General features: G+C 62.0%; 22 protein-coding genes. 9 read left to right on the top strand and 13 right to left on the bottom strand.

Going from position 1 to position 20,970, the window contains the following annotated elements; all coding sequences use genetic code 11:
* Positions 1-91: 91 nt before the first annotated feature.
* Together pgm and seqA are read right to left on the bottom strand one after the other, a co-directional pair.
* Entirely contained in the window at positions 92-1,741 is a 1,650-nt protein-coding gene (pgm, locus tag AB5Y48_RS14060; protein ID WP_050667078.1) for a phosphoglucomutase (alpha-D-glucose-1,6-bisphosphate-dependent), read from the bottom strand.
* Positions 1,742-1,766: 25 nt separating this feature from the next.
* A complete protein-coding gene (seqA, locus tag AB5Y48_RS14055) occupies positions 1,767-2,273 on the bottom strand; it encodes a replication initiation negative regulator SeqA (protein WP_050667077.1) in 507 nt (168 codons plus the stop codon).
* A 259-nt stretch (positions 2,274-2,532) separates the two neighbouring features.
* Between seqA and AB5Y48_RS14050 the strand changes: the two genes are divergently transcribed.
* The 6 genes from AB5Y48_RS14050 (at position 2,533) to AB5Y48_RS14025 (ending at position 6,611) form a co-directional block, all read left to right on the top strand.
* The gene (locus tag AB5Y48_RS14050) at positions 2,533-3,303 is read left to right on the top strand and encodes an alpha/beta fold hydrolase (RefSeq protein ID WP_368164874.1); all 771 of its coding nucleotides are present in this window, start codon (positions 2,533-2,535) and stop codon (positions 3,301-3,303) included.
* 55 nt (positions 3,304-3,358) lie between these two features.
* Positions 3,359-3,580 carry a DUF2788 domain-containing protein gene (locus AB5Y48_RS14045; RefSeq protein WP_005347875.1) on the top strand — a complete coding sequence of 74 codons (222 nt, stop codon included), beginning with the start codon at positions 3,359-3,361 and terminating at the stop codon, positions 3,578-3,580.
* Between the two features lie 12 nt (positions 3,581-3,592).
* The gene (gene ybfE, locus AB5Y48_RS14040) at positions 3,593-3,886 is read left to right on the top strand and encodes a LexA regulated protein (protein ID WP_060584915.1); all 294 of its coding nucleotides are present in this window, start codon (positions 3,593-3,595) and stop codon (positions 3,884-3,886) included.
* Positions 3,887-3,927: 41 nt separating this feature from the next.
* Complete coding sequence (gene fldA, locus AB5Y48_RS14035; RefSeq protein WP_050667074.1) at positions 3,928-4,452, top strand: flavodoxin FldA; 525 nt, start codon at positions 3,928-3,930, stop codon at positions 4,450-4,452.
* Between the two features lie 135 nt (positions 4,453-4,587).
* On the top strand, positions 4,588-5,262 hold the full coding sequence (locus AB5Y48_RS14030; protein ID WP_050667073.1) for a response regulator: 675 nt from the start codon (positions 4,588-4,590) through the stop codon (positions 5,260-5,262).
* Positions 5,253-6,611 carry an ATP-binding protein gene (locus AB5Y48_RS14025; protein WP_368164871.1) on the top strand — a complete coding sequence of 453 codons (1,359 nt, stop codon included), beginning with the start codon at positions 5,253-5,255 and terminating at the stop codon, positions 6,609-6,611. Before AB5Y48_RS14030 ends, AB5Y48_RS14025 begins: the two co-directional genes overlap by 10 nt.
* Here AB5Y48_RS14025 and AB5Y48_RS14020 read toward each other — a convergent pair.
* The 9 genes from AB5Y48_RS14020 to AB5Y48_RS13980 all read right to left on the bottom strand — a co-directional run bounded on the left by AB5Y48_RS14020 (position 6,608) and on the right by AB5Y48_RS13980 (position 13,144).
* Entirely contained in the window at positions 6,608-7,186 is a 579-nt protein-coding gene (locus tag AB5Y48_RS14020; RefSeq protein ID WP_136613164.1) for an O-methyltransferase, read from the bottom strand. The two genes, AB5Y48_RS14025 and AB5Y48_RS14020, sit on opposite strands and share 4 nt — an antisense overlap.
* Complete coding sequence (locus tag AB5Y48_RS14015) at positions 7,183-7,443, bottom strand: hypothetical protein (protein WP_050667070.1); 261 nt, start codon at positions 7,441-7,443, stop codon at positions 7,183-7,185. Before AB5Y48_RS14015 ends, AB5Y48_RS14020 begins: the two co-directional genes overlap by 4 nt.
* A gap of 94 nt (positions 7,444-7,537) precedes the next feature.
* Positions 7,538-8,179 (bottom strand): DedA family protein, encoded by a 642-nt coding sequence (locus AB5Y48_RS14010; RefSeq protein WP_050667069.1) that lies wholly within the window; start codon positions 8,177-8,179, stop codon positions 7,538-7,540.
* A gap of 183 nt (positions 8,180-8,362) precedes the next feature.
* The gene (locus tag AB5Y48_RS14005; protein ID WP_050667068.1) at positions 8,363-9,028 is read right to left on the bottom strand and encodes a DedA family protein; all 666 of its coding nucleotides are present in this window, start codon (positions 9,026-9,028) and stop codon (positions 8,363-8,365) included.
* 83 nt (positions 9,029-9,111) lie between these two features.
* Positions 9,112-9,570 carry a DoxX family protein gene (locus tag AB5Y48_RS14000; protein ID WP_082634773.1) on the bottom strand — a complete coding sequence of 153 codons (459 nt, stop codon included), beginning with the start codon at positions 9,568-9,570 and terminating at the stop codon, positions 9,112-9,114.
* Positions 9,554-10,333 carry a DNA-binding domain-containing protein gene (locus AB5Y48_RS13995; protein ID WP_168929868.1) on the bottom strand — a complete coding sequence of 260 codons (780 nt, stop codon included), beginning with the start codon at positions 10,331-10,333 and terminating at the stop codon, positions 9,554-9,556. Before AB5Y48_RS13995 ends, AB5Y48_RS14000 begins: the two co-directional genes overlap by 17 nt.
* Complete coding sequence (locus AB5Y48_RS13990) at positions 10,317-11,159, bottom strand: DUF692 domain-containing protein (protein ID WP_050667066.1); 843 nt, start codon at positions 11,157-11,159, stop codon at positions 10,317-10,319. The genes AB5Y48_RS13995 and AB5Y48_RS13990 overlap by 17 nt, the downstream gene beginning before the upstream one ends.
* A 46-nt stretch (positions 11,160-11,205) precedes the next feature.
* Positions 11,206-11,469, bottom strand: coding sequence for a DUF2282 domain-containing protein (locus AB5Y48_RS13985; protein WP_136613161.1), 264 nt, complete (start codon positions 11,467-11,469; stop codon positions 11,206-11,208).
* A 94-nt stretch (positions 11,470-11,563) separates the two neighbouring features.
* On the bottom strand, positions 11,564-13,144 hold the full coding sequence (locus tag AB5Y48_RS13980; RefSeq protein WP_368164869.1) for a CHASE4 domain-containing protein: 1,581 nt from the start codon (positions 13,142-13,144) through the stop codon (positions 11,564-11,566).
* Positions 13,145-13,302: 158 nt separating this feature from the next.
* Between AB5Y48_RS13980 and AB5Y48_RS13975 the strand changes: the two genes are divergently transcribed.
* Positions 13,303-14,310 carry a sterol desaturase family protein gene (locus AB5Y48_RS13975; protein ID WP_368164867.1) on the top strand — a complete coding sequence of 336 codons (1,008 nt, stop codon included), beginning with the start codon at positions 13,303-13,305 and terminating at the stop codon, positions 14,308-14,310.
* 37 nt (positions 14,311-14,347) lie between these two features.
* On the opposite strand, the gene AB5Y48_RS13970 is transcribed toward AB5Y48_RS13975, so the two are convergent.
* Positions 14,348-16,321, bottom strand: coding sequence for a methyl-accepting chemotaxis protein (locus tag AB5Y48_RS13970; RefSeq protein WP_368164865.1), 1,974 nt, complete (start codon positions 16,319-16,321; stop codon positions 14,348-14,350).
* A 488-nt stretch (positions 16,322-16,809) separates the two neighbouring features.
* Here AB5Y48_RS13970 and AB5Y48_RS13965 point away from each other — a divergent pair, with 488 nt between their 5' ends.
* Both AB5Y48_RS13965 and AB5Y48_RS13960 read left to right on the top strand, forming a co-directional pair.
* A complete protein-coding gene (locus AB5Y48_RS13965) occupies positions 16,810-17,271 on the top strand; it encodes a CesT family type III secretion system chaperone (RefSeq protein WP_050667061.1) in 462 nt (153 codons plus the stop codon).
* Between the two features lie 9 nt (positions 17,272-17,280).
* Positions 17,281-18,726, top strand: coding sequence for a hypothetical protein (locus tag AB5Y48_RS13960; protein ID WP_368164863.1), 1,446 nt, complete (start codon positions 17,281-17,283; stop codon positions 18,724-18,726).
* A gap of 53 nt (positions 18,727-18,779) precedes the next feature.
* Here the strand turns inward: AB5Y48_RS13960 and katG are convergent, their stop codons facing one another.
* A complete protein-coding gene (gene katG / locus AB5Y48_RS13955; RefSeq protein ID WP_368164862.1) occupies positions 18,780-20,966 on the bottom strand; it encodes a catalase/peroxidase HPI in 2,187 nt (728 codons plus the stop codon).
* Between the last annotated feature and the right edge of the window lie 4 nt (positions 20,967-20,970).

Below are 20,970 nucleotides of genomic sequence, written 5' to 3'. Positions count from 1 at the left end.
GGATGGAGTGAGGGTGCCGCAGCAAACTTAAGAAGACCTTAAGGGAGAAAAAAAGAGGGCCGCCCGCAGGCGGCCCCGAGATGCAAGAGGCTCAGACCCCGGCCTTGGCCAGGGCGGCGGAGACGATCTCCTGGGCCTCTTTCTGGATGAGATCCAGGTGCTCTTCACCCCGGAAGCTCTCCATGTAGATCTTGTAAATAGACTCGGTGCCGGAGGGGCGCGCCGCGAACCAGCCGTTCTCGGTCACCACCTTGAGACCACCGATGGCCGCCCCGTTGCCGGGGGCTGCGGTGAGCTTGGCCAGGATGGGTTCGCCGGCGAGGCTGGAGGCCTCGACCAGGCTCGGATCGAGCTTGGAGAGCACCGCCTTCTGGGCCGTGTTGGCCGGGGCGTCGATACGGCGATAGCTGGAGCGACCAAAGCGCGCCTCCAGGGCGTCGTAGTGCGCCTGGGGATCCTTGCCGGTGACCGCCAGGATCTCGGCGGCCAGCAGCGCCAGGATGAAGCCATCCTTGTCGGTGGTCCAGACGCGGCCGTCTTTGCGCAGGAAGGAGGCGCCGGCGCTCTCCTCACCCCCAAAGCCGAAGTCGCCACTGAAGAGACCATCGACGAACCACTTGAAGCCGACCGGCACCTCTTTGAGGGTACGGCCGATATCGGCGGCGACCCGATCGATCATGGACGAGGAGACCAGCGTCTTGCCCACGGCGGCGGCCTCTGGCCAGCCGGTACGATGGGTGAAGAGATACTGGATCGCCACCGCCAGATAGTGGTTCGGGTTCATCAACCCGGCCTTGGTGACGATGCCGTGACGATCGTAGTCCGGGTCGTTACCCAGGGCGATGTCGAACTTGTCTTTGAGCGCAATCAGGCTTGCCATGGCATAGGGGCTGGAGCAATCCATGCGGATCTTGCCGTCCTTGTCCAGGGTCATGAAGGAGAAGGTGGGGTCGACCCGGTAGTTGACCACCTCGATATCGAGGTCATAGCGCTTGGCGATCACATCCCAATAGGCCACGCCGGAGCCACCGAGCGGATCGACGCCTATCTTGATGCCTGCCTTCCTGATGGCTTCCACATCGATGACCTGTTCGAGATCGTCCACATAGGGGGTCACATAATCGTGCTCAACCACGTTGGCCAGGGTCAGCGCCTGTGCAAACGGCACCCGCTTCACCTCCACCAGGCCCGCTTCGAGAATGGCATTGGCGCGAGCCTCGACCCAGGCCGTGATCTCCCCTTCGGCCGGACCGCCGTGGGGCGGGTTGTACTTGAAGCCACCATCGCGCGGCGGGTTGTGGGACGGGGTGATCACCACGCCATCGGCCTGCTCGGCGTGACCGGCGCCGTTGTAGGCCAGAATGGCATGGGAGATGACCGGCGTCGGGGTGTAGCCGAGACCGGCCTGAATACGCACCTCGACGCCGTTGGCTGCCAGCACCTCGACGGCGCTCGCCAGCGCCGCCTCGGAGAGCGCGTGGGTATCCATGCCCACAAACAGGGGTCCACGGATGCCGGCCTGCTGGCGATACTCCACCAGCGCCTGGGTCACCGCCAGAATATGGGACTCGGTGAAGGCGCCGTCGAAGCTGCTGCCCCGATGACCTGAGGTCCCGAAGGCGACCCGCTGCTCGGGACGGCTCATATCCGGCTTGTTGAGGTAGTAGGCGCTGACCAGACGGGGAATGTTGGTCAGGTCTTCGGCGCGAGCCGGTTGACCGGCGTGAGAATGAAGGGCCATGTCGTCTTTCCTTGCTAACGATGAATCAGATGGCGGCACATACCCGGGTCGTCAGCTCTTCCTCATAACCCATGCTGCTCATCAGCTGGGCGATGATGTTCTGCTTGCGACTGGTGTTGGTGTTGGTGATCACCCAGAAGGGGGTACCGGGTACCGGCTTGGGTTTGGTGGTGCTGCCACTCGCGCGCAGGGCCTCGGGATCGCGGGAGAAGTACATCCGCTTGCGCCCCTTGATCTCGGCAGCCTGGGTGAAGGCCACCGGGTTCTCCCCGTAGAGGCTGGCCAGAATCAGCATGAAACGCTGGATGGAGCGCTCCTCCTGGGCCAACTCACCGCCCTCGAGCAGGGCGAGCAGACCGCTGGCCGAGGCGCTCGCCTGGGCCGGCTTTCTGGTCACCGCAGCCCCGGTCTCACCAGTGGCGACCGGCTGGGCGAGCAGGCGGCGCAGTATATCCGAGGCACTCTCACCGATATGGCGGGTCTGGCTGGCGATGTAGAGGTAGAGATCGTCATCAAGCTCGATGGTTTTCATAGGGTTGGCACTGGGCTCATGGGAAAACGGATGCGGCGATTATACATAGGCAGCCCCGCCAGCCCAAGGGAAGGGGCATGCGCGGCAATGGGCCAAGAATAAGGCATAATGGCGAGGCCGGTATGTGATCCTGTGCACCCTCTGGGGTATTTTGTTGGAACATTACCACATCAATTTACCTAAAAGTTGATCGAAACTGTTTTCTTTCAGCACATTACAACAATCATCGAATCAATGAACATGCGGCAGGAAGGTAATTTTGCTACTTAATTTCAAACGTCAGGGCACCGGTGAGCCGGTCATCCTGATCCACGGCCTGTTTGGCAGCCTCGACAACCTCGGCCTGCTGGCCCGTCCCTTGAGCGAGGGGTTCGATGTTATCAGCGTCGACGTGCGCAACCACGGCGCCTCTTTTCATCGAGAGAGCATGAGCTACCCGGAGATGGCCGACGACATCCTCGCCCTGATGGATGCGCTCGGGCTGGCTCAGGCCACCCTTATCGGCCACTCCATGGGGGGCAAGATCGCCATGCAGGTGGCCAAGCAGGCACCAGCACGAGTGAGCCGCCTGGTGGTGGTGGATATGGCGCCGGTCGCCTATCCCCATGCTCGCCACCAGCATGTCTTCGCCGGCCTGCAGGCGGTGAACGCCGCGACGCCTGCCGGGCGCAGCGAGGCCGATGCCATCCTCGCCGCCCATGTGGAAGAGGCCGGGGTGCGCCAGTTTCTGCTCAAGTCGTTCGCCAAGGGGGAGCATGGCTGGGAGTGGCGCTTCAACGTAAACGCCATCATAGGGGCCTACGGGGATATCATGGGCTGGCCGGATCCCCTCTCCCGCTTCGACGGCCCCACCCTCTTTATCAAGGGGTCGGAGTCGGATTATCTGCTGCCCGCCCATCAGCCATCGGTCACGGCCCAGTTCCCGGCGGCCAGGGCCAGGGTGGTGAGTCCGGCGGGGCACTGGCTGCACGCGGAAAAACCCTCCCTGTTCAACCGCTTGGTTGTGGATTTCCTGTCGACAGGCGGTTAACAGTACGAAGGCCTTTATGCTATAGTGCGCCGGTCATAAGGAGTGTGCGCATCCCATGTTGAGTGAACATATTGATTTAATTGAAAGTCTCGGCCTAAAGATCTTCTTTCTGGCCGTATTTCTGTTGATCGGTCTCGCCATCCATGACGTGCTCAAACGGGGCAACGTGCCCAAGTTTGGCCGCTTTATCGTCTGGTTGGTACTGTTTCTGGGGTGCGCGGGTTTTGTCGCCAAGGGGCTGATCGAACTGAGCTGGGAAGGCGCAGGGATCGGCTAAAAAAGAAGTTGTATGGCCAAGCAGCAAGCTGATCGCACCACTCTGGATCTGTTCGCCAACGAAAAACGCCCGGGCCGGCCGAAAACCAACCCACTCCCCCGCGAGGCACAGCTCAAGATCAACAAGCGCAACCAGCTGAAGCGCGATCGCGAGAATGGGCTCAAGCGAGTCGAGTTGAAGGTGGAGGCCGACCTGCTGGAACGCCTGAACCAGCTGGCCGAGCGCCAGAATGTCAGCCGTGCCGAGCTGATCCAATCTATCCTGAAGCAGCAGATGGATGCCCTCCTCCCCGAGGCGGCCGTCTGATGATTTCCAGAATCAACACCACAAACGGGTAACGAGACACCATGGCAAGTGTAGGTCTGTTTTTTGGCAGCGATACCGGTAATACCGAAGCTGTCGCCAAGATGATCCAGAAAGAGCTGGGCAAGCAGTTGATCGAGGTCCACGACATCGCCAAGAGCAGCAAGGCAGATATCGAGAACTTCGATCTGCTGATCTTTGGCATCCCGACCTGGTACTACGGCGAATCCCAGGCCGACTGGGACGACTTCTTCCCCGAGCTCGAAGAGATCGACTTCAACAACAAGCTGGTGGCCATCTTCGGTTGTGGCGATCAGGAGGACTACGCCGAGTACTTCCTCGACGCCATGGGAACCCTGCGTGACGTGGTTGAAACACGCGGCGCCGTTATCATCGGTCACTGGCCAACCGCAGGTTACGAGTTCGAGGCCTCCAAGGCGCTGGTCGACGACAAGCACTTCGTGGGTCTGGGCATCGACGAGGATCGCCAGCCCGAACTGACCGCCGAGCGCGTTCAGAAGTGGTGCAAGCAACTGCACGAAGAGATGTGCCTCTCCGAGCTGGAATAAGCCAAAAGCCCTGCAAGTGCAGGGCTTTTTGTTTGCGTCCAGTCACGGTTCAGGCTTGTTTGATACCCTCCGGATTGACCCCTTCCCCCCGAGTCTGCATAAGATAGACGCCAAACCGATTCGCTGGATACCAAGATGAAGATCCTTCTCGTTGAAGATGACAAGCTGCTCAACCACCACCTCACCACTGTGCTGGGGGAGGCAGGTAATCAGATCTACAACGCCCACGACGGTGAACTGGCGCTCCACTTTGCGGACAATTATCCCATCGATGTGGGCATCGTCGATCTCGGCCTGCCCGGCATGGATGGCTTGACCCTGATCCGCCGCCTGCGCGAACAGCAGATCCCCTTCCCCATCATCATTCTCACCGCCCGGGGAAACTGGCAGGACAAGGTGGAAGGGCTCGAGGCGGGGGCCGACGACTATCTGGTCAAGCCGTTTCAAAAAGATGAGCTGCTGGCCCGACTCAATGCCCTGGTGCGCCGCAGCGCCGGCTTTATCTCCCCGCGGGTGTGCGCCGGCGACTATGAGCTGGATCTGTCACGCAAGGAGCTGAAAGTCGCGGGCGAGGTGGTGACCCTCACCAGCTTCGAGTACCTGATCCTCGAATACCTGATGCGCAACGCCCGCCAGGTGGTCTCCAAGCAACAGCTTCTGGACCAGCTCTACGGGGATGGCGAGGGGGATCCCAACACCATAGAGGTGATGGTGAGCCGCCTGCGCAAGAAGCTCGACCCCAGTGGCGATATCCAGCCCATCTCGACCATTCGGCGCCAGGGCTATATCTTTAACCTCTCATGCAACTGATCCGCCGCTCCCTGCATCTCAAGCTGCTGTTAAGCTCCATGGTGGTGATAGGTCTCATCACCGCCGTGGCCGTCTACGCCCTCTATCGCACCTATTCGGAAGAGCTGACCCAGGAGTACAGCACCCGGATGAACCAGAACCTCTCCCGGCTGCTCTCGGCGAGCGGGCTCAAGGAGAAGGGCAATGATCCCGATGCCATCCTGATCAACCGGGAGGCCATCGATCCCTCCCTCGATACCCTGATCTGCCGTGCCGATGGCCAGATGAGTTGGTCCAATCTCTATATGCCCGAGGTGCTGGCCGTCAAAGAGAAGATCTGTGACGATCTCACCCGTTACCTGGGCAAGGAGGACAAGGACTACCTGTTTCGCTATCTGGCGCTGACCAAGGGGAACTACTTCATCTACAGCATGCGCTTCTCCCGCAGTGAGCAGGGGCTGCCGGTCACCTACTATGTGGTGATGATCGACACGGCCAAACGCTATCTGGAGGCAACCCGCGCCTACCTCGGCAAGCGGATCCGCCAGGCAGTGGCCGGTTACCTGCTGCTGTTTGGCCTGCTGCTGCTCACCACCCGCTGGACTCTCGGCTCCCTCTACACCCTGCGCCAGGAGATAGACGAGATCAGGGAGAGCAAGCGTGAGGCCCTCTCGAGCGGATATGAACGTGAGCTACTGCCGCTGACCGAATCGGTCAACCAGCTGCTGGAGAACGAACGCCAGCAGACCCTGCGCTATCAGCACGCCCTGAACGATCTCGCCCACAGCCTCAAGACCCGCCTCGCCCTCATCCAGATCACGGCGCAGGATGCGGGGATTGGACGTGAGGCCAACGACAGTCTCAACGACCAGATCCTCACCATGGATCAGATCATCCAGTATCAGCTGCGGCGCGCCGTGACCGGTCGCCAGGGTCTCTCCAAACGCGGTACCGAGCCTGTGCCCCTCATCGAGAAGCTGCTCGCCAGTCTGGCCAAGGTCTATCGCCACAAGAAGCTGCAGACCCGTTTTTACTTCGACGACGATGCCCTCTTCTCCGGGGATCAGGGCGATCTGATGGAGCTGATGGGCAACCTGCTCGACAACGCCTGCAAGTTCGCCATCTCCCAGGTGCAGGTGACCCTGCGCTACAAGGAGAAGCGCCTGCTGATCCTTATCGAGGATGACGGCCCCGGCATCGAGCCGGGCAAGTGCGAGCAGATCTTCCAGCGCGGGGTACGCGCCGACAGCTCGGGGGGACAAGGGATAGGTCTCGCCGTCGCGGCCGAGATAGTCGACTCCTACGGCGGCACCATCAGAGTGGACGAATCCCCTCTCGGCGGTGCCCGCTTTACCCTCACGCTCCCCTAACGGCGCGTCACCAGCCACTCCCCCTTTCCCACCGGCACCAGGCTGGTGGCGAATCGGGGGTCGGCCTCAACCTCTTCCCGCCAGTCGGCCAGCTCATGAGCGTGGGAGAGCGCGTTATCGACCACCAGCAGACCCCGCGGGGCAAGCAGGCGTTGCAACTGCGGCCACCAGCCCTGATAACGGCTGCGGTCGGCGTCGAGAAACAGCAGGTCTATGCTCCCCGGGGCCAGCTTCTCCAGCGTCGCCTCAGCATCGCCCCCCACCAGCTCAATCCAGGGCAAGAGCCCGGCCCGCTCGACGTTGGCGAGCGCCAGCATGCGCTTGCTCTCCTGTAGCTCCAGGGTCATCACCTTGCCGCCCGCATCACGCACCGCCTCGGCCAGCCAGAGGGTCGAATAGCCATTCGAAGTACCCACCTCAAGCACCCTCTTGGCACCGGTAGCGCGTACCAGTACCCCCAGAAATTCCCCCGTGTCCCGGGTGATGTTGAGCATTCGCTGGCCATGATGGGCCGTCTCGGCGTCGTGGCGTTCACCAAAGAGCTCCAGCTCTCGCTTGAGGGCTTCAAGAGTCATGGATTGGCCTCCAGATCGATGTGGCCACTGACGCGTCCGGTCTGGCTTATCACCTTCAGATTGGGCAAGGCGGCGAGCAGCGCGCCGTCGAGCCGGGTGCGTTCGCGGATCAGGATCAACGCATCAAAGGGCAAGAGCCGCTCGATCAGGGTCTGTCGATCCGGTGCCGGACGGGTAAAACGTGTCAACCGGTGGGGCTCGGGCAACCCCATGGTCTGACTGCTGAGCTGGTAGTCATCGAGAATGGCAATTCGCATTTGGCCTCCCTGCCGTATTCATTAGAGTACGACAGGGTGCCACTTACCCGCCCTCCCCGGCAAGCACCGCACCCGCCGGCAGTGGGAGGCATGGTTAACCGTAACGGCGACGGTAGAGGCGCAGGCCGATGGCCACCATGGCGGCAATAAAGAGAGTGCCGGAGCAGATAAGCAGGCTCTTGGTCAGTAGCTGCTGATGCTGGGCGAAGAAGGGGATGGTCATGACGGCCCGTCCAAACAGCGCCAGCAGCATGCTCCAGAGAAAGGCGCTGGCAAAACTCGAGACCATGACGCCGCCAAGACGCAGACGCGACATCCCCATCAACATGGGAGTCAGGACCCGCACGAAGGGGATAAAGCGCGAAGAGAACATGGCGAGAAAGCCGTAGCGGTTGAGCAGCCGGGAGGCCTTGGGCAGGCTCTCGTCGGGGATGGCTCTCTCTATCATCCCCATGAAGGAGGTGCCGTGCAGGGCGTGCCCCTGCCAATAGGCGATAAGGCTGCCGAGACCGGCGGCGAGGGGCATGTAGAACAGTGCCACCTCAGGCCCCATCACACCGAGGCCGGTCAGCCCCCCCGCCAGCAGCACCAGGCTGTCCCCCGGCAGGGGGAGAAAAACGAAGCTCGATTCGAGAAAGAGGATCACCATCAGGCAGGCGATGAGGGGCCCCATGGCCTGCATATGGATCAGTTGGTTGTAGTCTTGATGCCAGATGGCCACCAGCAACTCATGCATGATGCGCTATCGCTCCTCGTCATGCCGGCCCCCGTCGACCAGAGGGCCAACGCAAGCAAGGGTTGGCCCCGGGGCCAATCAAACACAGTGGCAGAAGCCTACCGCGCTACGGCCCCCATGAACAGCCCCATTGGAAGCCAAATTCCCGTCAAGACGTGAGGATGCTCCAATTTCGACCCGATTTTACTCACCGGGGTTGGCCGCCCGCCCCAGTTGCCGGCGCCGATAGAGACGCAGCCCTATGGTGATGATGGCCACCATAAAGAGCAGCAGGGAGGTGACCAACAGGCACTTGGCGAAGAGATGGTGGTACTCGGCCAGCAATGGCACCTGCATCATCCCCTTGCTGATGAGGCTAAGGGCAAGGCTCCAGAGAAAGGCGCTGGCGAAGCTGACCAGCGCCACCCGGGGCAGGTGCAGCCGCGAGACCCCCATCAGCATGGGGGTAAGCACGCGCACAAAGGGGATGAAACGGGAGAGAAACATGGCCAGAAAGCCATAGCGCTTGAGCAGGCCGCCGGCCCGCTCCACACTCCCCTCGGGAATGAGGCGCTCGATATGGTGCATGAAGCGGGTACCGGCCAGCGCATGCCCCTGCCAATAAGCCACCATGCTCCCCAACCCGGCAGCCAGCGGCAGATAGAGCAGGGTTACCTCGGGACCCAGCACCCCAAGGCCGACCAGGCCACCGGCCAGCAACACCAGGCTGTCCCCCGGCAGGGGGAGAAAGACGAAGCTCGATTCGAGAAAGAGGATGACGACCAGGCAGGTGACCAGCAGGCCGACGGCGCCAAGATGGCTCAGTTGTTCATAATCCTGCTGCCAGATGGCGACCAGCATCTCCTGCATCTACTGCGACTCCGAATGGGAAAAAAGATGAAGGGAGCCCGGCTCCCGGGCTCCCTTATAGGGTAAGGCAACTGAATAAACCATTAATGACCCGGTTGCAAAATCCCCTTGCCGCGCCACAGCAGACGGTCCCACGACCAACGGCCGCCTCCCAGAATAACCAGGGTCAAGAGTTGCCATCCCCACAGGCGGTGATCGTAGAAACCCTGCTCCCACAAGGCGGGGTAGGAGAGCACGGCCATGGCATTGAAGCCAAACAGCAGCAAAGCCACAGGGCGCGTCATCAGCCCCAGCAACAGCAAGGGGGGCAGCAGCAGCTCGGTGCCGGTACCTATCCAGGCGGCCCACTGCCAGGGCAGCAGAGGTACCTGATACTCAAACTCGAACAGGTAGAGGGTGCTCTCCCAGCTGCTGATCTTCAGGATCCCGGCCCGCAGGAAGGCGGCGGCGACGGTCACTCTGGCCAGCAGCAGGAGCAGATCGAGAAGGTGCGGCTGCAGGCGGGCCTGCCAACGCAGGGCCGATTCAAATAGGGGATTCATCAAGGGACTCCTTATTATTTGGTTGCCACCCCGCAATCAGTCGATGGGGCAGCAGGGTGGCCAGAGTCGCGAGCAGGTCGCTCTGCTCACTGGCCAGGGTATCCAGGGTGTCGCCGGCCTCAATGCTGACCAGCAGTTGCCACTGCTCGGGGGTGAGGGGGATCCCCACGACCCGGTGATCCGCCCCCTTGCGCAAAGCCAGCCAGCAGGGGCTATCCAGCGCATCCGGTGCCGCCCCGTCAGAGAGGGCCATCGCCCAGAGTGCCGCCACCGGTGCCTCTGCCCGAAACAGACAGAGATCCTGCACCGGCACCAGATGTCCCTTGCCAATGAGGACGGGATCCAGGCCCGCCAGCGAGTCGGGATCGAAGTGGCGGGGATCGTGAGGGCGCAAGGCACAGCGCTCGCGCACCCATTCAAACCGCGCCAAGTCGGCCAGCCAGGGGAGATGAGCCGTCGTCGGCAGGCTCGCCAACCAGCCGTCAAACCCCTCTCCGTAATCTTGCAGCGCCCCGTGGTTGAGGGGGGTGGCCAACACAAAGCCGCGAGCGGCGGCGGCGAAATACTCCTCCCCCACCATGGCGGCTACCGCCGGATAGGTTGCCGCCAGTGCCTCACTCAGGCTCAAGATGAAGTGATTGCGGTAGATCTGCAGCAGCGCCTCGGCCGGAATCGCCCCCTGCTGCAGGGTCATCGCCACCTCATCGCCCTCGGTCAGCAGGGCTCTGGCGACCCCTTGCTGCCACTCATGCAGCGCGCTCATGCGATGCCTCCAGTATGGTGGCGGCCTTGCCAGCCTCAGCCAGCAGCACATCGAAGGAGGGGATCTCGAGATCCCATTCGATCAGGGTCAGCACGGGGTGGTGGGCAACCCATTGGCGGTAGAGTTGCCACACGCCATCGACGACGGGGGCACTGTGGGTATCGATATAGATGCGCCCCTCGGGCAGCACCTTCTCGGTATATCCGGCCAGGTGGATCTCCTCGACCGTATCCGGGTCAAGGGCCGCCAGATAGCATTCCGGGTCGAAACCGTGGTTATGGGCACTCACATAGAGGTTGTTGAGATCGAGCAAGAGCCCGCATCCGGTCAGCTGCTGCAAGCGGGCCAGAAACTCCCACTCGGTCAGCTCCGGTGCGGCAAACATAAAGTAGGAAGAGGGATTCTCAATCAGCAGGCGGCGCCCCAGGGCATCTTGTACCGCGCTCACCTTGTCGGCAAAGTGAGCCAGCGCCGCCCGGGTATAGGGCATGGGCAAGAGATCGTTAAAGAAACGGCCATCCACCGAGCTCCAGCTCAGATGTTCGGAGACCCGGATCGGCTTCGTCTCGTCGATCAGTTGCTGTAGCTGACGCAGATGATGGCGATCGAGGGGATCGGCCGATCCCAGCGACATGCCGACTCCGTGCAGGCTGATCGGGTAGTGGCGAGCGGCCTGCCGCAGCCATTCCCGCGCCTCGCCGTGAGGGTTGAAGTAGTTTTCGCTATGAACCTCCAGCCACCCCAGCGCAGGACGCTCGGTGAGCAGAGCCTGGTAGTGGGGGGGACGCCAGCCTATGCCGACCAGAGGGTGATACGCGCTATTCATCGGTCGCTCCTGAGACGGCAGGGGGCGCAGGCCCCCTGCCCTCCGCTTACATGGGCTTGAGGCTACCGCCGGCCAGCTTCTCGCACAGCCCCTTGGGGACGACGACGAAGGCATCCTTCATGGCATCTTCCTTGGCAGTACCGGCGCAGGAGCTGGACTTGGTGGCGCAATCATTCTTGCCGGCCTTGACCACCCCATAGCACTTCTCTTTCTCGTCTGCGGCAAAGGCGGGGGCAGCTGCCATCTGGGCACCCAGGGCCAGCAGACCGGTAACGACGGAGGCGATTGCGATAGATTTGCTCATGATCAGTTTCCTTTTTTACTGTGGTTAACGTGCCCTCATGACACGCTCACAGATAAAACCGGGATCACGGCCGATAAATTTCACCCCAACAAACTTTTTTTTAATGTCCGTTGAGACGAATGAGTTTGCTCAAGGTCAGCAAGGTCTGGGTGGAAAAATCGCAGACGCAGAGCACGAAGGTGAGCTCGTCTGCCTGCCAGGCCTGCTGGGGACGTTCATGCTCGGCAATGATAAAGCCGAGCAGCTCCCCTTCATGGTGCAAGGGGGCCATCAGGACACGACCGGCAAAGGGGGTGAGGCCAAGCTGGGTGAGCATGGCGCTGAAGCGGGCGAGGTCATAGGGGTCACTGAGCACCAGGCAGGGCTCATCCCCCTGACGGGACTGCTCGTAGCGCCCCTGCAACATGGCCATGGGCATAGAGAAACCCTGCTGATGCTCCTGCTTGGAGGCGAGATAGAGATCCTGGCAGTAGAGACGCTCCTCCCCTTCGGTGCAAAACCAGAGGCTGGCGCGCACCGCCCCCGTCCCTTCACAGATGGCACGGGTCACGACTCCGGCGGCGCATCTGGCATCCTCCCGGGTCAGGGCATCGCTGCTCGCCAGGGCCAGCAGGGCATCGAGCTGACCGCGCAGGCGCCGTTGGGCCATGAGCTGCTCCTCGCGCAGCGTTTCCAGGGTATCGAGCATCTGATTGCAGTCGAGCGCAACCTGCGCCAACTCGTCTCTCCCCTCCACCAACACCCGTCGCACCGTCCCCTCGTTGGTGATAAGCCGCAGGTTGGCGGCCAGCCGCTCCAGCCTGGCCGTGACCCCCTGATTGAGGATGAGCAGCACCAGGGCACCAAACAGCAGCACGGCTCCCCCTCCCCACAGGATCAGGCGATTGGCGATGGCGCGTCCCTCTTCCCGCCACATACGCCCCTGGGTGACCGAGAAGGGGATCATCTGCCCCTCCAGCCCCTCAAGAGCCCCGAAGACGGTGATCTCCTGCCCCGCCACCTTGAGGGCCCGCTCTCCCAGCATCAGGTTGCGCCTCTGCTCTTCGTTAAGGACCGAAGCCAGGGCCTGTTCATCGGGTAGCGCCAGAGTCAGGGAGAGGCGCTTTCTCAGCTGCACCAACAAGGGATCGTCCAGATGCCTGGCGAGCAACAAGATGCCACGGCTGGGCCCCTCCCCCTCGCTGGTGAGAATGGGGGCGCCAGCAACCAAAAGACGCTCCTCTCCATCCAGCCAGAGGCCGGAGAACTCCCGCCCCACGGGCTGACGGGCCAGCAGGCGCTCCTGCCGTGCCAACTGCTCGGCAGACAGGGGGCCAACGCGCCCTTGCTCATAACCCTGGGCAAACAGCAGGTGGCGAGCACCGTCATAGATGGCAATATGGTCAAACCCCAGTGTTTCAAAGGTACGGGCATTGATGTTCGAGGCCAGATAGCGGGGATCCCGAGCGGCCATATAGTGATAGGTGTCGTCCCACTCGGCCCAGTCCCGGGTCAGGCGCAGCAAATTGCCTACCTCACCACCGATGGCCTGCACCACCCGATTCTGGTTGCGGTCAATGGCCCCGCGCTCGAGCTCGGCGAAGCGCTCCTCGACCAGCAGATGCAGCCCCAGATAGCCCGAGGTCAGCAGCAACAGCAGCACCAACAGGATGGAGAGGGTGATTCGGCGGCTAATCTTCATGGTGAGCTCCGGCAGAGGGTGGCACCTTGAGTCTAAAACACCACCATAGCACTGCGCGCCGCGCCTGGCACTTACCCGTTTACAGGGGGCGAGAGACGTGTGGAAGTGATTTCCATTAGCATTTAAAATGGCATCCCAATGCCGTAGTGGACCCCAATATGGATAGTCTGACCCAGTTTTTCCTCTCCCCGCTCTGGCGCAAGGCCGAGGGATTGCTCGACTTTAACGGTCGTCTCGGCCTCCCCTTTCTGGCCATCTCCTTGCTGGTCGCCTTCCTGCTCTATCGCCACCAGACACGCAAAGGGTATAGCCAGGCGCACAGTTTCGGTGCCTTTCTGGGAGGGCGGCGAATCTGGTTACACCGCTCGGCGCTGGTCGATTACCAATACTACTTCGTGCGGGCCATCCTCCATGTCGTCTTCATCCTCCCTGTCCTGGGCTGGCTCGATCCCCTGCTGCTCAAGAGCGGGGATGTGCAGGCACTGTTGGAGCGACTGTGGGGTGCCCGCCCGCGCCTTGGGGAGAATCTCACTCTCATGGCACTCTATGGCCTGGGGGCCTTCCTGGTGAGCGACTTTGCCCACTACTGGCTGCATCGCGCCTTCCATGGCCGCTGGCTATGGGAGTTTCACAAGGTGCACCACAGCGCCACCGTCATGGTGCCGCCAACCGCCAGCCGTATCCATGTGATGGAGAAGCTGTGCGAGATGATCCTCAAAGGGACCCTGCTCGCCCTCTATGCGGGGGGGGTCTACTGGTTATGCGGCGGTGAGGTGGATAAATACACCCTGTTCGGGGTGAGTTATATGGTGCTTATCTTCAACTCCCTGGCCGCCAATCTGCGCCATACCCATATCTGGCTCTCCTTCGGCCCCCGCATCGAACACATCCTCAACAGCCCGGCCCAGCACCAGATCCACCACAGTCGGGACCCCAGGCATTTCAACCGCAACTTTGGCACCAATCTCTCCCTGTGGGACTGGATGTTCGGCACCCTCTATGTCACGACGCCGGTGCCGGAATCGCTGGAGTTCGGCGTCGGCCCCAAAGACAATGAGCGCTATATGCGCCTGCATAATCTGATCATGCGTCCCTTCTGGGTTACCGCCGGCAAACTGTGGCGAGCCACCCGAAGCCAGGGACGGCAGCAGGAGTCGACCCCGTAAAGGAAGAGGCCACCGCGTCTGCGATGGCCTCTGGTCTTTAGTGGGGCGTCATTTCGTCGCGAAGGCGAAAGCGCTCGAGGCGGCTCGAGAGCTCACGGGCCAGGGCATCGAGCTCCATACTGCTTTGCTCCAGCGTTGCAGAGTGCTGGCGATGGGCTTCATAGAGTTCCCTTATTCCGAGCACATTGCTCTGGATATCATCGGTCACATAACGCTGCTCTTCGGTCGCCGTGGCCACCTGGGCCGTCATGTCGCTGACCCGGCGAACCTCGTTGACGATCCCGGAGAGCTCACCGCCGGCCCGTTTGGCCTCATGCACGCAGCGATCGGCCTGCTCACTGCCCGAATGCATGGCCGCCACCGCCTGACGGGCGCCACTGCGCAATCTCGTGAGCATCTGCTCTATCTCATCGGCCGATTGCTGGGTGCGTGCCGCCAACGCTCTCACCTCTTCGGCGACAACCGCAAAACCACGCCCCGACTCCCCGGCCCGGGCCGCCTCGATAGCGGCATTGAGGGCGAGCAGGTTGGTGCGATCGGAGATCTGCTTGATAAGATCCAGCGCCGCAGCAACCGATTCGGTCTCCGCATTGAGGCTGTCGACCAGAGACTGGGTCTCGGCCAGGGTCGAGGAGACCCGTTGAATGGCGGCGATGGTCTGATCCACCTCCTCGTCGCCCTGACGGGCCCGCCCGATTGCCTGCTGGGTCGCCTGGGAGGTTTCGGTCGCATTGCGCGCTATCTCGGTGACCGTACTGGCCATCTCGGTAGCCGCCGTGGCCACCAGATCGACCTGACCAAAGCCGCGAGCCACCCCCTCATTGACTTCGGCGATCACCCGGGCCGAATCGGCGGCACTGCGCGTCAGCACATGGCAGGAGCGACGCACCTCGACCATCAGCCCCTCCAGATGCTCGAGGAAATGGTTGAGATCCCGGGCCAGGGCCCCCAGCTCATCACCGGAGTGCCAGTTCACCCGCACACTCAAGTCGTTGTTTTGAACCAGACTACGGAAGGTACGGTGCAGACGGGTAAAGCCCTGATGCAGGTCGGTGACTATCTTCCAGCTCACCACCATGGTCACCAGCAGGCAGAGCAGCACGGCCCCTGCCGCCCACCAGAACTGGCGCCAGGTGGCCTCATAGAGCCGGGTCACCCCCTGATTGAGCTCCCGATAGAGGCTATCCTCCGCCCCCTTGAGCAGCTCTATCTTCTGGGTGCTGAGGGCAAACCACAGCTCCGGATCGACCCCGAACTGCCCCTCATTGGCCTTGCCGAGGGCCAGTTGCTCCAGCTCGGCTACCTTGCCCACCACAGGATTCTGCAAGGTAGTGGCCAGCAGGGTGCGCTGCGCCTCGGTGGCCTGGGCATTGAATCGCTCCAGATAGGTCTGCTGGGCCGATAGCAAGGCGATAAACTTCTGCAGCAGCACGGGAGTGAAGGCGTCACTGGCGAAGACGTTGCTTAACGTGGCACGCTCCAGCCCCAGGCGCTCCTTGCTCTGCAAGAAGGCCGCATAGGCGCTGGTCTGCAGCGCAAGATCCGCATCTTCGCTACGCTGACTGACCCCATCGACAGCCCCCAGCAGATGGCCAATCAGACCGGTATAAAAGGAGACCATATCTCCGACCGGCACCGAGAGGGCCGAAACCCGCTCACGCATGGCCGTCAACCCTTGCAAGGCCTGCTGTACCTCGCTCAGGGCCCGCAGGGAGGGCTCGCTGGCAAAGCGGCCAAGCAGGGCGTCAACCCGGGCGCGCTGCTCGGGCAGGGCCCCCGCAAACTTGCTCCCTTTCGAGCCGACAAATCCTGCCGACATGCCGCGCTCTTTTTGCAGCTCGTGGGCCAGTTGCGCCGTCTCCTGTACAATCGCCAGCTGTGCCAATGCCTCTCCCATCCGCTCGCCGCTCTGATAACGCTCCAACACGAAGCGGCCCGAGAAAAAGAGCAGCGCCAGGAGTGGAAGACAGACGATCAGCAGCATCTTGCCGGTCAGCCCAAGCTTTTTCATCCCTCACCTCATTAACTTACCGAAAGGTCAACTAACAGATTAGGCGACCGTATCCATGTTCTGCATGAGCCACCTCATGGTTTGAGAAAATAAAGAAATACCGGCCCGAAGGCCGGTATCCGGGGAGAAGGCCCAAGGGTCCCCTCCTCTGATGACCACTGTCATCATTCTCCTGAGCTTAGTGCATCGTTGGCCGACGCCGGGTCTCTGACGGACCCAACCATGCTGAGCAAAAAACAGGCCAATTTATCTGCACCTCAACATACCGCCTCACGGGGCGTGTCATCGCCACTCTCCCGTCACCCGCCACTCCAGGAGGCGGCAGCCTTATCCCCGGGGCGGCAAGGATTGCCACTTCCGGCTCTCCATATGCGTCGGCTCACACTCCCACTCTCCTCCCGTGATGGCTGACAAAAATACGACCATCAGTGACAGCGTAGAGGGTGAGATAGGTTCCCAATAGAGCCACACCCAATAAGGAGTAGACGATGACGCTACAAGCCGTGCTCGACGATTTCAGCACCCGCTGGGGATTTCCCCCACTGCGACTCGATGAGACGAGGCGCTGCCAACTGCTTGTCGACGACAAGCTGCCGCTCTTCTTCTTCGAACAGGAATCCGATGACGAGACGACCCTGATGTTGATGGCCAGCATAGGGATACTCTCTCGCGAGCCGGCCCGACGCCTGCAGACCCTGGAACTGCTGGCCCAGGGGAACTATGCCGGCATCGCCACCGGGGGACAGACCCTTGCCCTGTCGCCGGATGGCCGCCAGCTGGTGCTCTTTGGCAAGCGTCCTCTGTCACAACTGAGTGCCGGGGCACTGGGTGCCTGGCTCGAGCAACTGACCGGGCAAGCCCTGGAGTGGCAAGCCAGACTCGCCATGCAGGAACAGCAGATCCCGGCCGAGCCCCCCGCCCCGGCACAACGCGACGCCATCCGAATCTAGGAGAGTCCCATGCCCACCTCACTTCATTCCATCCCGGATCTGGCCCGCTTCGCGGCCAAAGCGGCCCCCGGTGACGAACGTATCCTGAGCAAGCAAGGAGAGGTCACGACGGCCGGCCTGCTACACCGTGGCCACAAATATGCCTTGCTGAGCCAACACCTGCTTCATACCGAGTTCAAACGCTTTGCCCAGGAGAACACAAAGACTCATTTAGACCTTAAGGAGGCACTGAAACAGGCCGCACCACTCGAGATCGCCTTGCAGGCCTTCTCCCTGCTGAGCCCGGCGGCCTATCGCGGTGAACCTCTCACCCGAGAGGCGTTGCTTGAGGTCACCACCCTGCTCGAGGAGCTAAAACTCGATAGCCAGAGCTACGCCGAGCTCAAACAGCGCTTCGACAAGGTGAGTCAGGATCCCAGGCTGCAAGCCTGTCTCGAGCTGCACTATCCGGGCAAGATGGACGGGTTGTTTAAGGCGTTGCTGCACCAGGCCAAAGAGACGGCACGCACCACCGGGGTCAACGTGACCATCAGCATGCTGCTACCCGGGATTGGAGCCATGATTGCCGCCGGTCGGGAGTTTTATCAGGTCGCCAAGGCATGTGACAGGGAAGCCCATCACCACCAGGTCCAACAGATTGGTCAACTCCCCGGCAGGGGCAGCCGCCTGGGGCACATCAGCGGCGATGTGCTCAGTAAAGAGCATGCCCTGATCGCCACCAAGGGGGCGACCAACGCGACCCTGGGGGTCGCCCTCTCGGGGATTGGCAACTTCGGGGTGAGTGGTGTTGCGACCCATGGCGTGGCCAAGATAGCCGCCAAGGCTCTGCCCATGGTTGCCAGCAAGGCCCTCACCTCGGCGCTGCCCACCGCCGTGAATCAGGGGGCCGCTTATCTCATCGGAGAGGAGGCGGACGACACACTGACAGACCAACGACTCTCGGATGTCTTGCCACGCCTCGAGGTGAGTAACGAGATGGGCGCGTTTAGTTTCAGCATGCTGGACAAGGGGTCAGTGCGCGCCCTGCTCACCTATCTGGGACCGGCAGCAGATCCTGCACTGCTCACTCCAGAGGCTCCGGCCAATCTCAGGGAGATGGAGCAGGCCAGGCTGGCCCTCAAGGGACAACTCGGCTCCCCTCCCGATGAGCAGTTACTCCCCGGTCGCCACGAGGAGAATGCCCCCACCGAGGCGCTCAAACTCAGCCATCAGGCCTATCAGAAGCTACTCGATGAGGACTACCACTGGTTGTTGCCTGCGGTGAGCGTGCTCGACAAGGGAACCGGGGAAGACCTTAACCAGAAGCTTGCCTACCGGCTTCCCCTGCAGGCAGAAAACGGGACCGTCTATCTGGAAAAGAGCCCCCGGCTGAGCCAGGAGCAACTTGAGGCCCTCAAAGAGACGGGGGCGCCCAGCCAGCTCAAGCTCCTCTACCTGGCGGAGGGCTGGCTCTAGCCTGCACTATAAAAAACGCCAGCCTTGCGGCTGGCGCTCTCCCCTTGGGGGGCTTATTTCAGGTCGAAGCGGTCGTTGTTCATCACCTTGACCCAGGCCTTGACGAAGTCGCGCACGAACTTCTCCTTGCCATCTTGCTGGGCATAGACCTCGGCGTAGGCACGCAGCACCGAGTTGGAGCCAAACACCAGGTCAACCCGGGTGGCGGTCCACTTCACGGCGCCGCTCTGACGATCCACGATCTGGTAGCTGTTGCGGCCAGTCGGTTGCCAGCTATAGGCCATGTCGGTCAGGTTGACGAAGAAGTCGTTGCTGAGCACCCCGACCCGGTCGGTAAAGACGCCGTGGGCCGAGCCGCCATGGTTGGTGCCAAGCACCCGCATGCCGCCGACTAGCACTGTCATCTCGCGAGCGGTCAGCCCCAGCAACTGGGCGCGGTCGAGCAGCATCTCTTCGGGCTGCACCTTGTAGTGCCCCTTCTGCCAGTTGCGAAACCCGTCGTGCAGCGGCTCCAAGAAGGCGAACGACTCGGCATCGGTCTGCTCGGCGCTGGCATCGCCACGACCCGGTGCAAAGGGAACGACGATATCAACGCCGGCCAGCTTGGCCGCCTGCTCTACCGCTGCGCTGCCGCCCAGCACAATCAGGTCGGCGATGCTGACCGGCTTGCCGAGGGTAGCCTGCAAGGCAAGCAGGGCATTAAGCACCTTCTCGAGGCGAGCGGGCTCGTTGCCTTCCCACGCCTTCATCGGCACAAGACGGATACGGGCACCGTTGGCTCCACCGCGATAATCGGAGCCGCGGAAGGTGCGGGCACTGTCCCAGGCGGTGGCGATCAAATCGGCTGGCGCCACGCCGCAGGCCAGCAGCTTGCCCTTGAGCTCGCTCACCTCCTGCTCGGAGAGCTGGTAATTCACCGCCGGCACCGGATCCTGCCACACCATGACTTCGCTCGGCACTTCTGGCCCCAGGTAGCGGCTGCGCGGCCCCATGTCACGGTGGGTCAGCTTGAACCAGGCGCGGGCAAAGGCGTCGGAGAAGAGGTCTTGATCGGCGGCGAAACGCTCGGAGATCTCCCGATAGACGGGGTCAAAGCGCAGGGCCATGTCGGCATCGGTCATGATGGGGTTGCAGCGGATAGAGGCATCTTCCACGTCCACCGGGCGATCTTCCTCCTTGATGACGACGGGCTCCCACTGCCAGGCGCCGGCCGGGCTCTTCTTGAGCCACCAGTCATGGCCCAGCAGCATCTTGAAGTAGCCGTTGTCCCAACGGGTCGGATTACTGGTCCAGGCCCCCTCGATGCCGCTGGTGACCGTATCGCGGCCGATGCCACGGGTCTCGTGGTTCATCCACCCCAGCCCCTGCTCGTGCAGATCGGCGCCCTCCGGGGCCGGGCCCAGACGGGCGGCGCTGCCGTTGCCGTGCGCCTTGCCGACGGTGTGGCCACCGGCGGTGAGGGCGACGGTCTCTTCGTCATTCATCCCCATGCGGGCAAAGGTAACGCGCATGTCCTGGGCCGTCTTCAGGGGATCGGGATTGCCGTCCACCCCTTCCGGATTGACGTAAATCAGCCCCATCATCACCGCCGCCAGCGGGTTTTCCAGATCCCGCTCGCCGCTGTAACGACTCCCTTCGCCGCCGCTTGGCGCCAGCCACTCCTTCTCGGAGCCCCAGTAAACGTCTTTTTCCGGATGCCAGATATCCTCGCGGCCGCCGGCAAAGCCGAAGGTCTTGAGCCCCATGGATTCATAGGCGACGTTGCCCGCCAGGATCATCAGGTCGGCCCAGGAGATCTTGTTGCCGTATTTTTGTTTGATAGGCCACAGCAGACGACGCGCCTTGTCGAGGTTGCCGTTGTCTGGCCAGCTGTTGAGGGGGGCGAAGCGCTGGTTGCCGGTGTTGGCACCGCCACGGCCGTCGGTGGCGCGATAGCTGCCTGCGGAGTGCCAGGCCATGCGGATCATCAGGCCGCCGTAGTGCCCCCAGTCGGCCGGCCACCAGGGCTGGCTATCGGTCATCAGGGCATGGAGATCGGCCTTGAGGGCATCGTAGTCGAGGCTGCTAAAGGCATCAGCATAATTGAAAGACTCATCCATCGGATTGGTCTTGCTGTCGTGTTGGTGCAGGATGTCGAGATTGAGGGCATTGGGCCACCAGATTGGGGTCTCCTGGCTGGCAGAGGTGGCGGCACCGTGGGCGATGGGGCATTGACCGGCCCCGCTGGCGTGTTTGTCCATCTAT

The sequence above is a fragment of the Aeromonas sp. R6-2 genome (genome assembly GCF_040908155.1).
GTDB classification, from domain to species: Bacteria; Pseudomonadota; Gammaproteobacteria; order Enterobacterales; family Aeromonadaceae; genus Aeromonas; species Aeromonas schubertii.
Note: the sequence above shows the minus strand (reverse complement) of the source record. Positions and strands in the feature narration are given on the sequence as shown.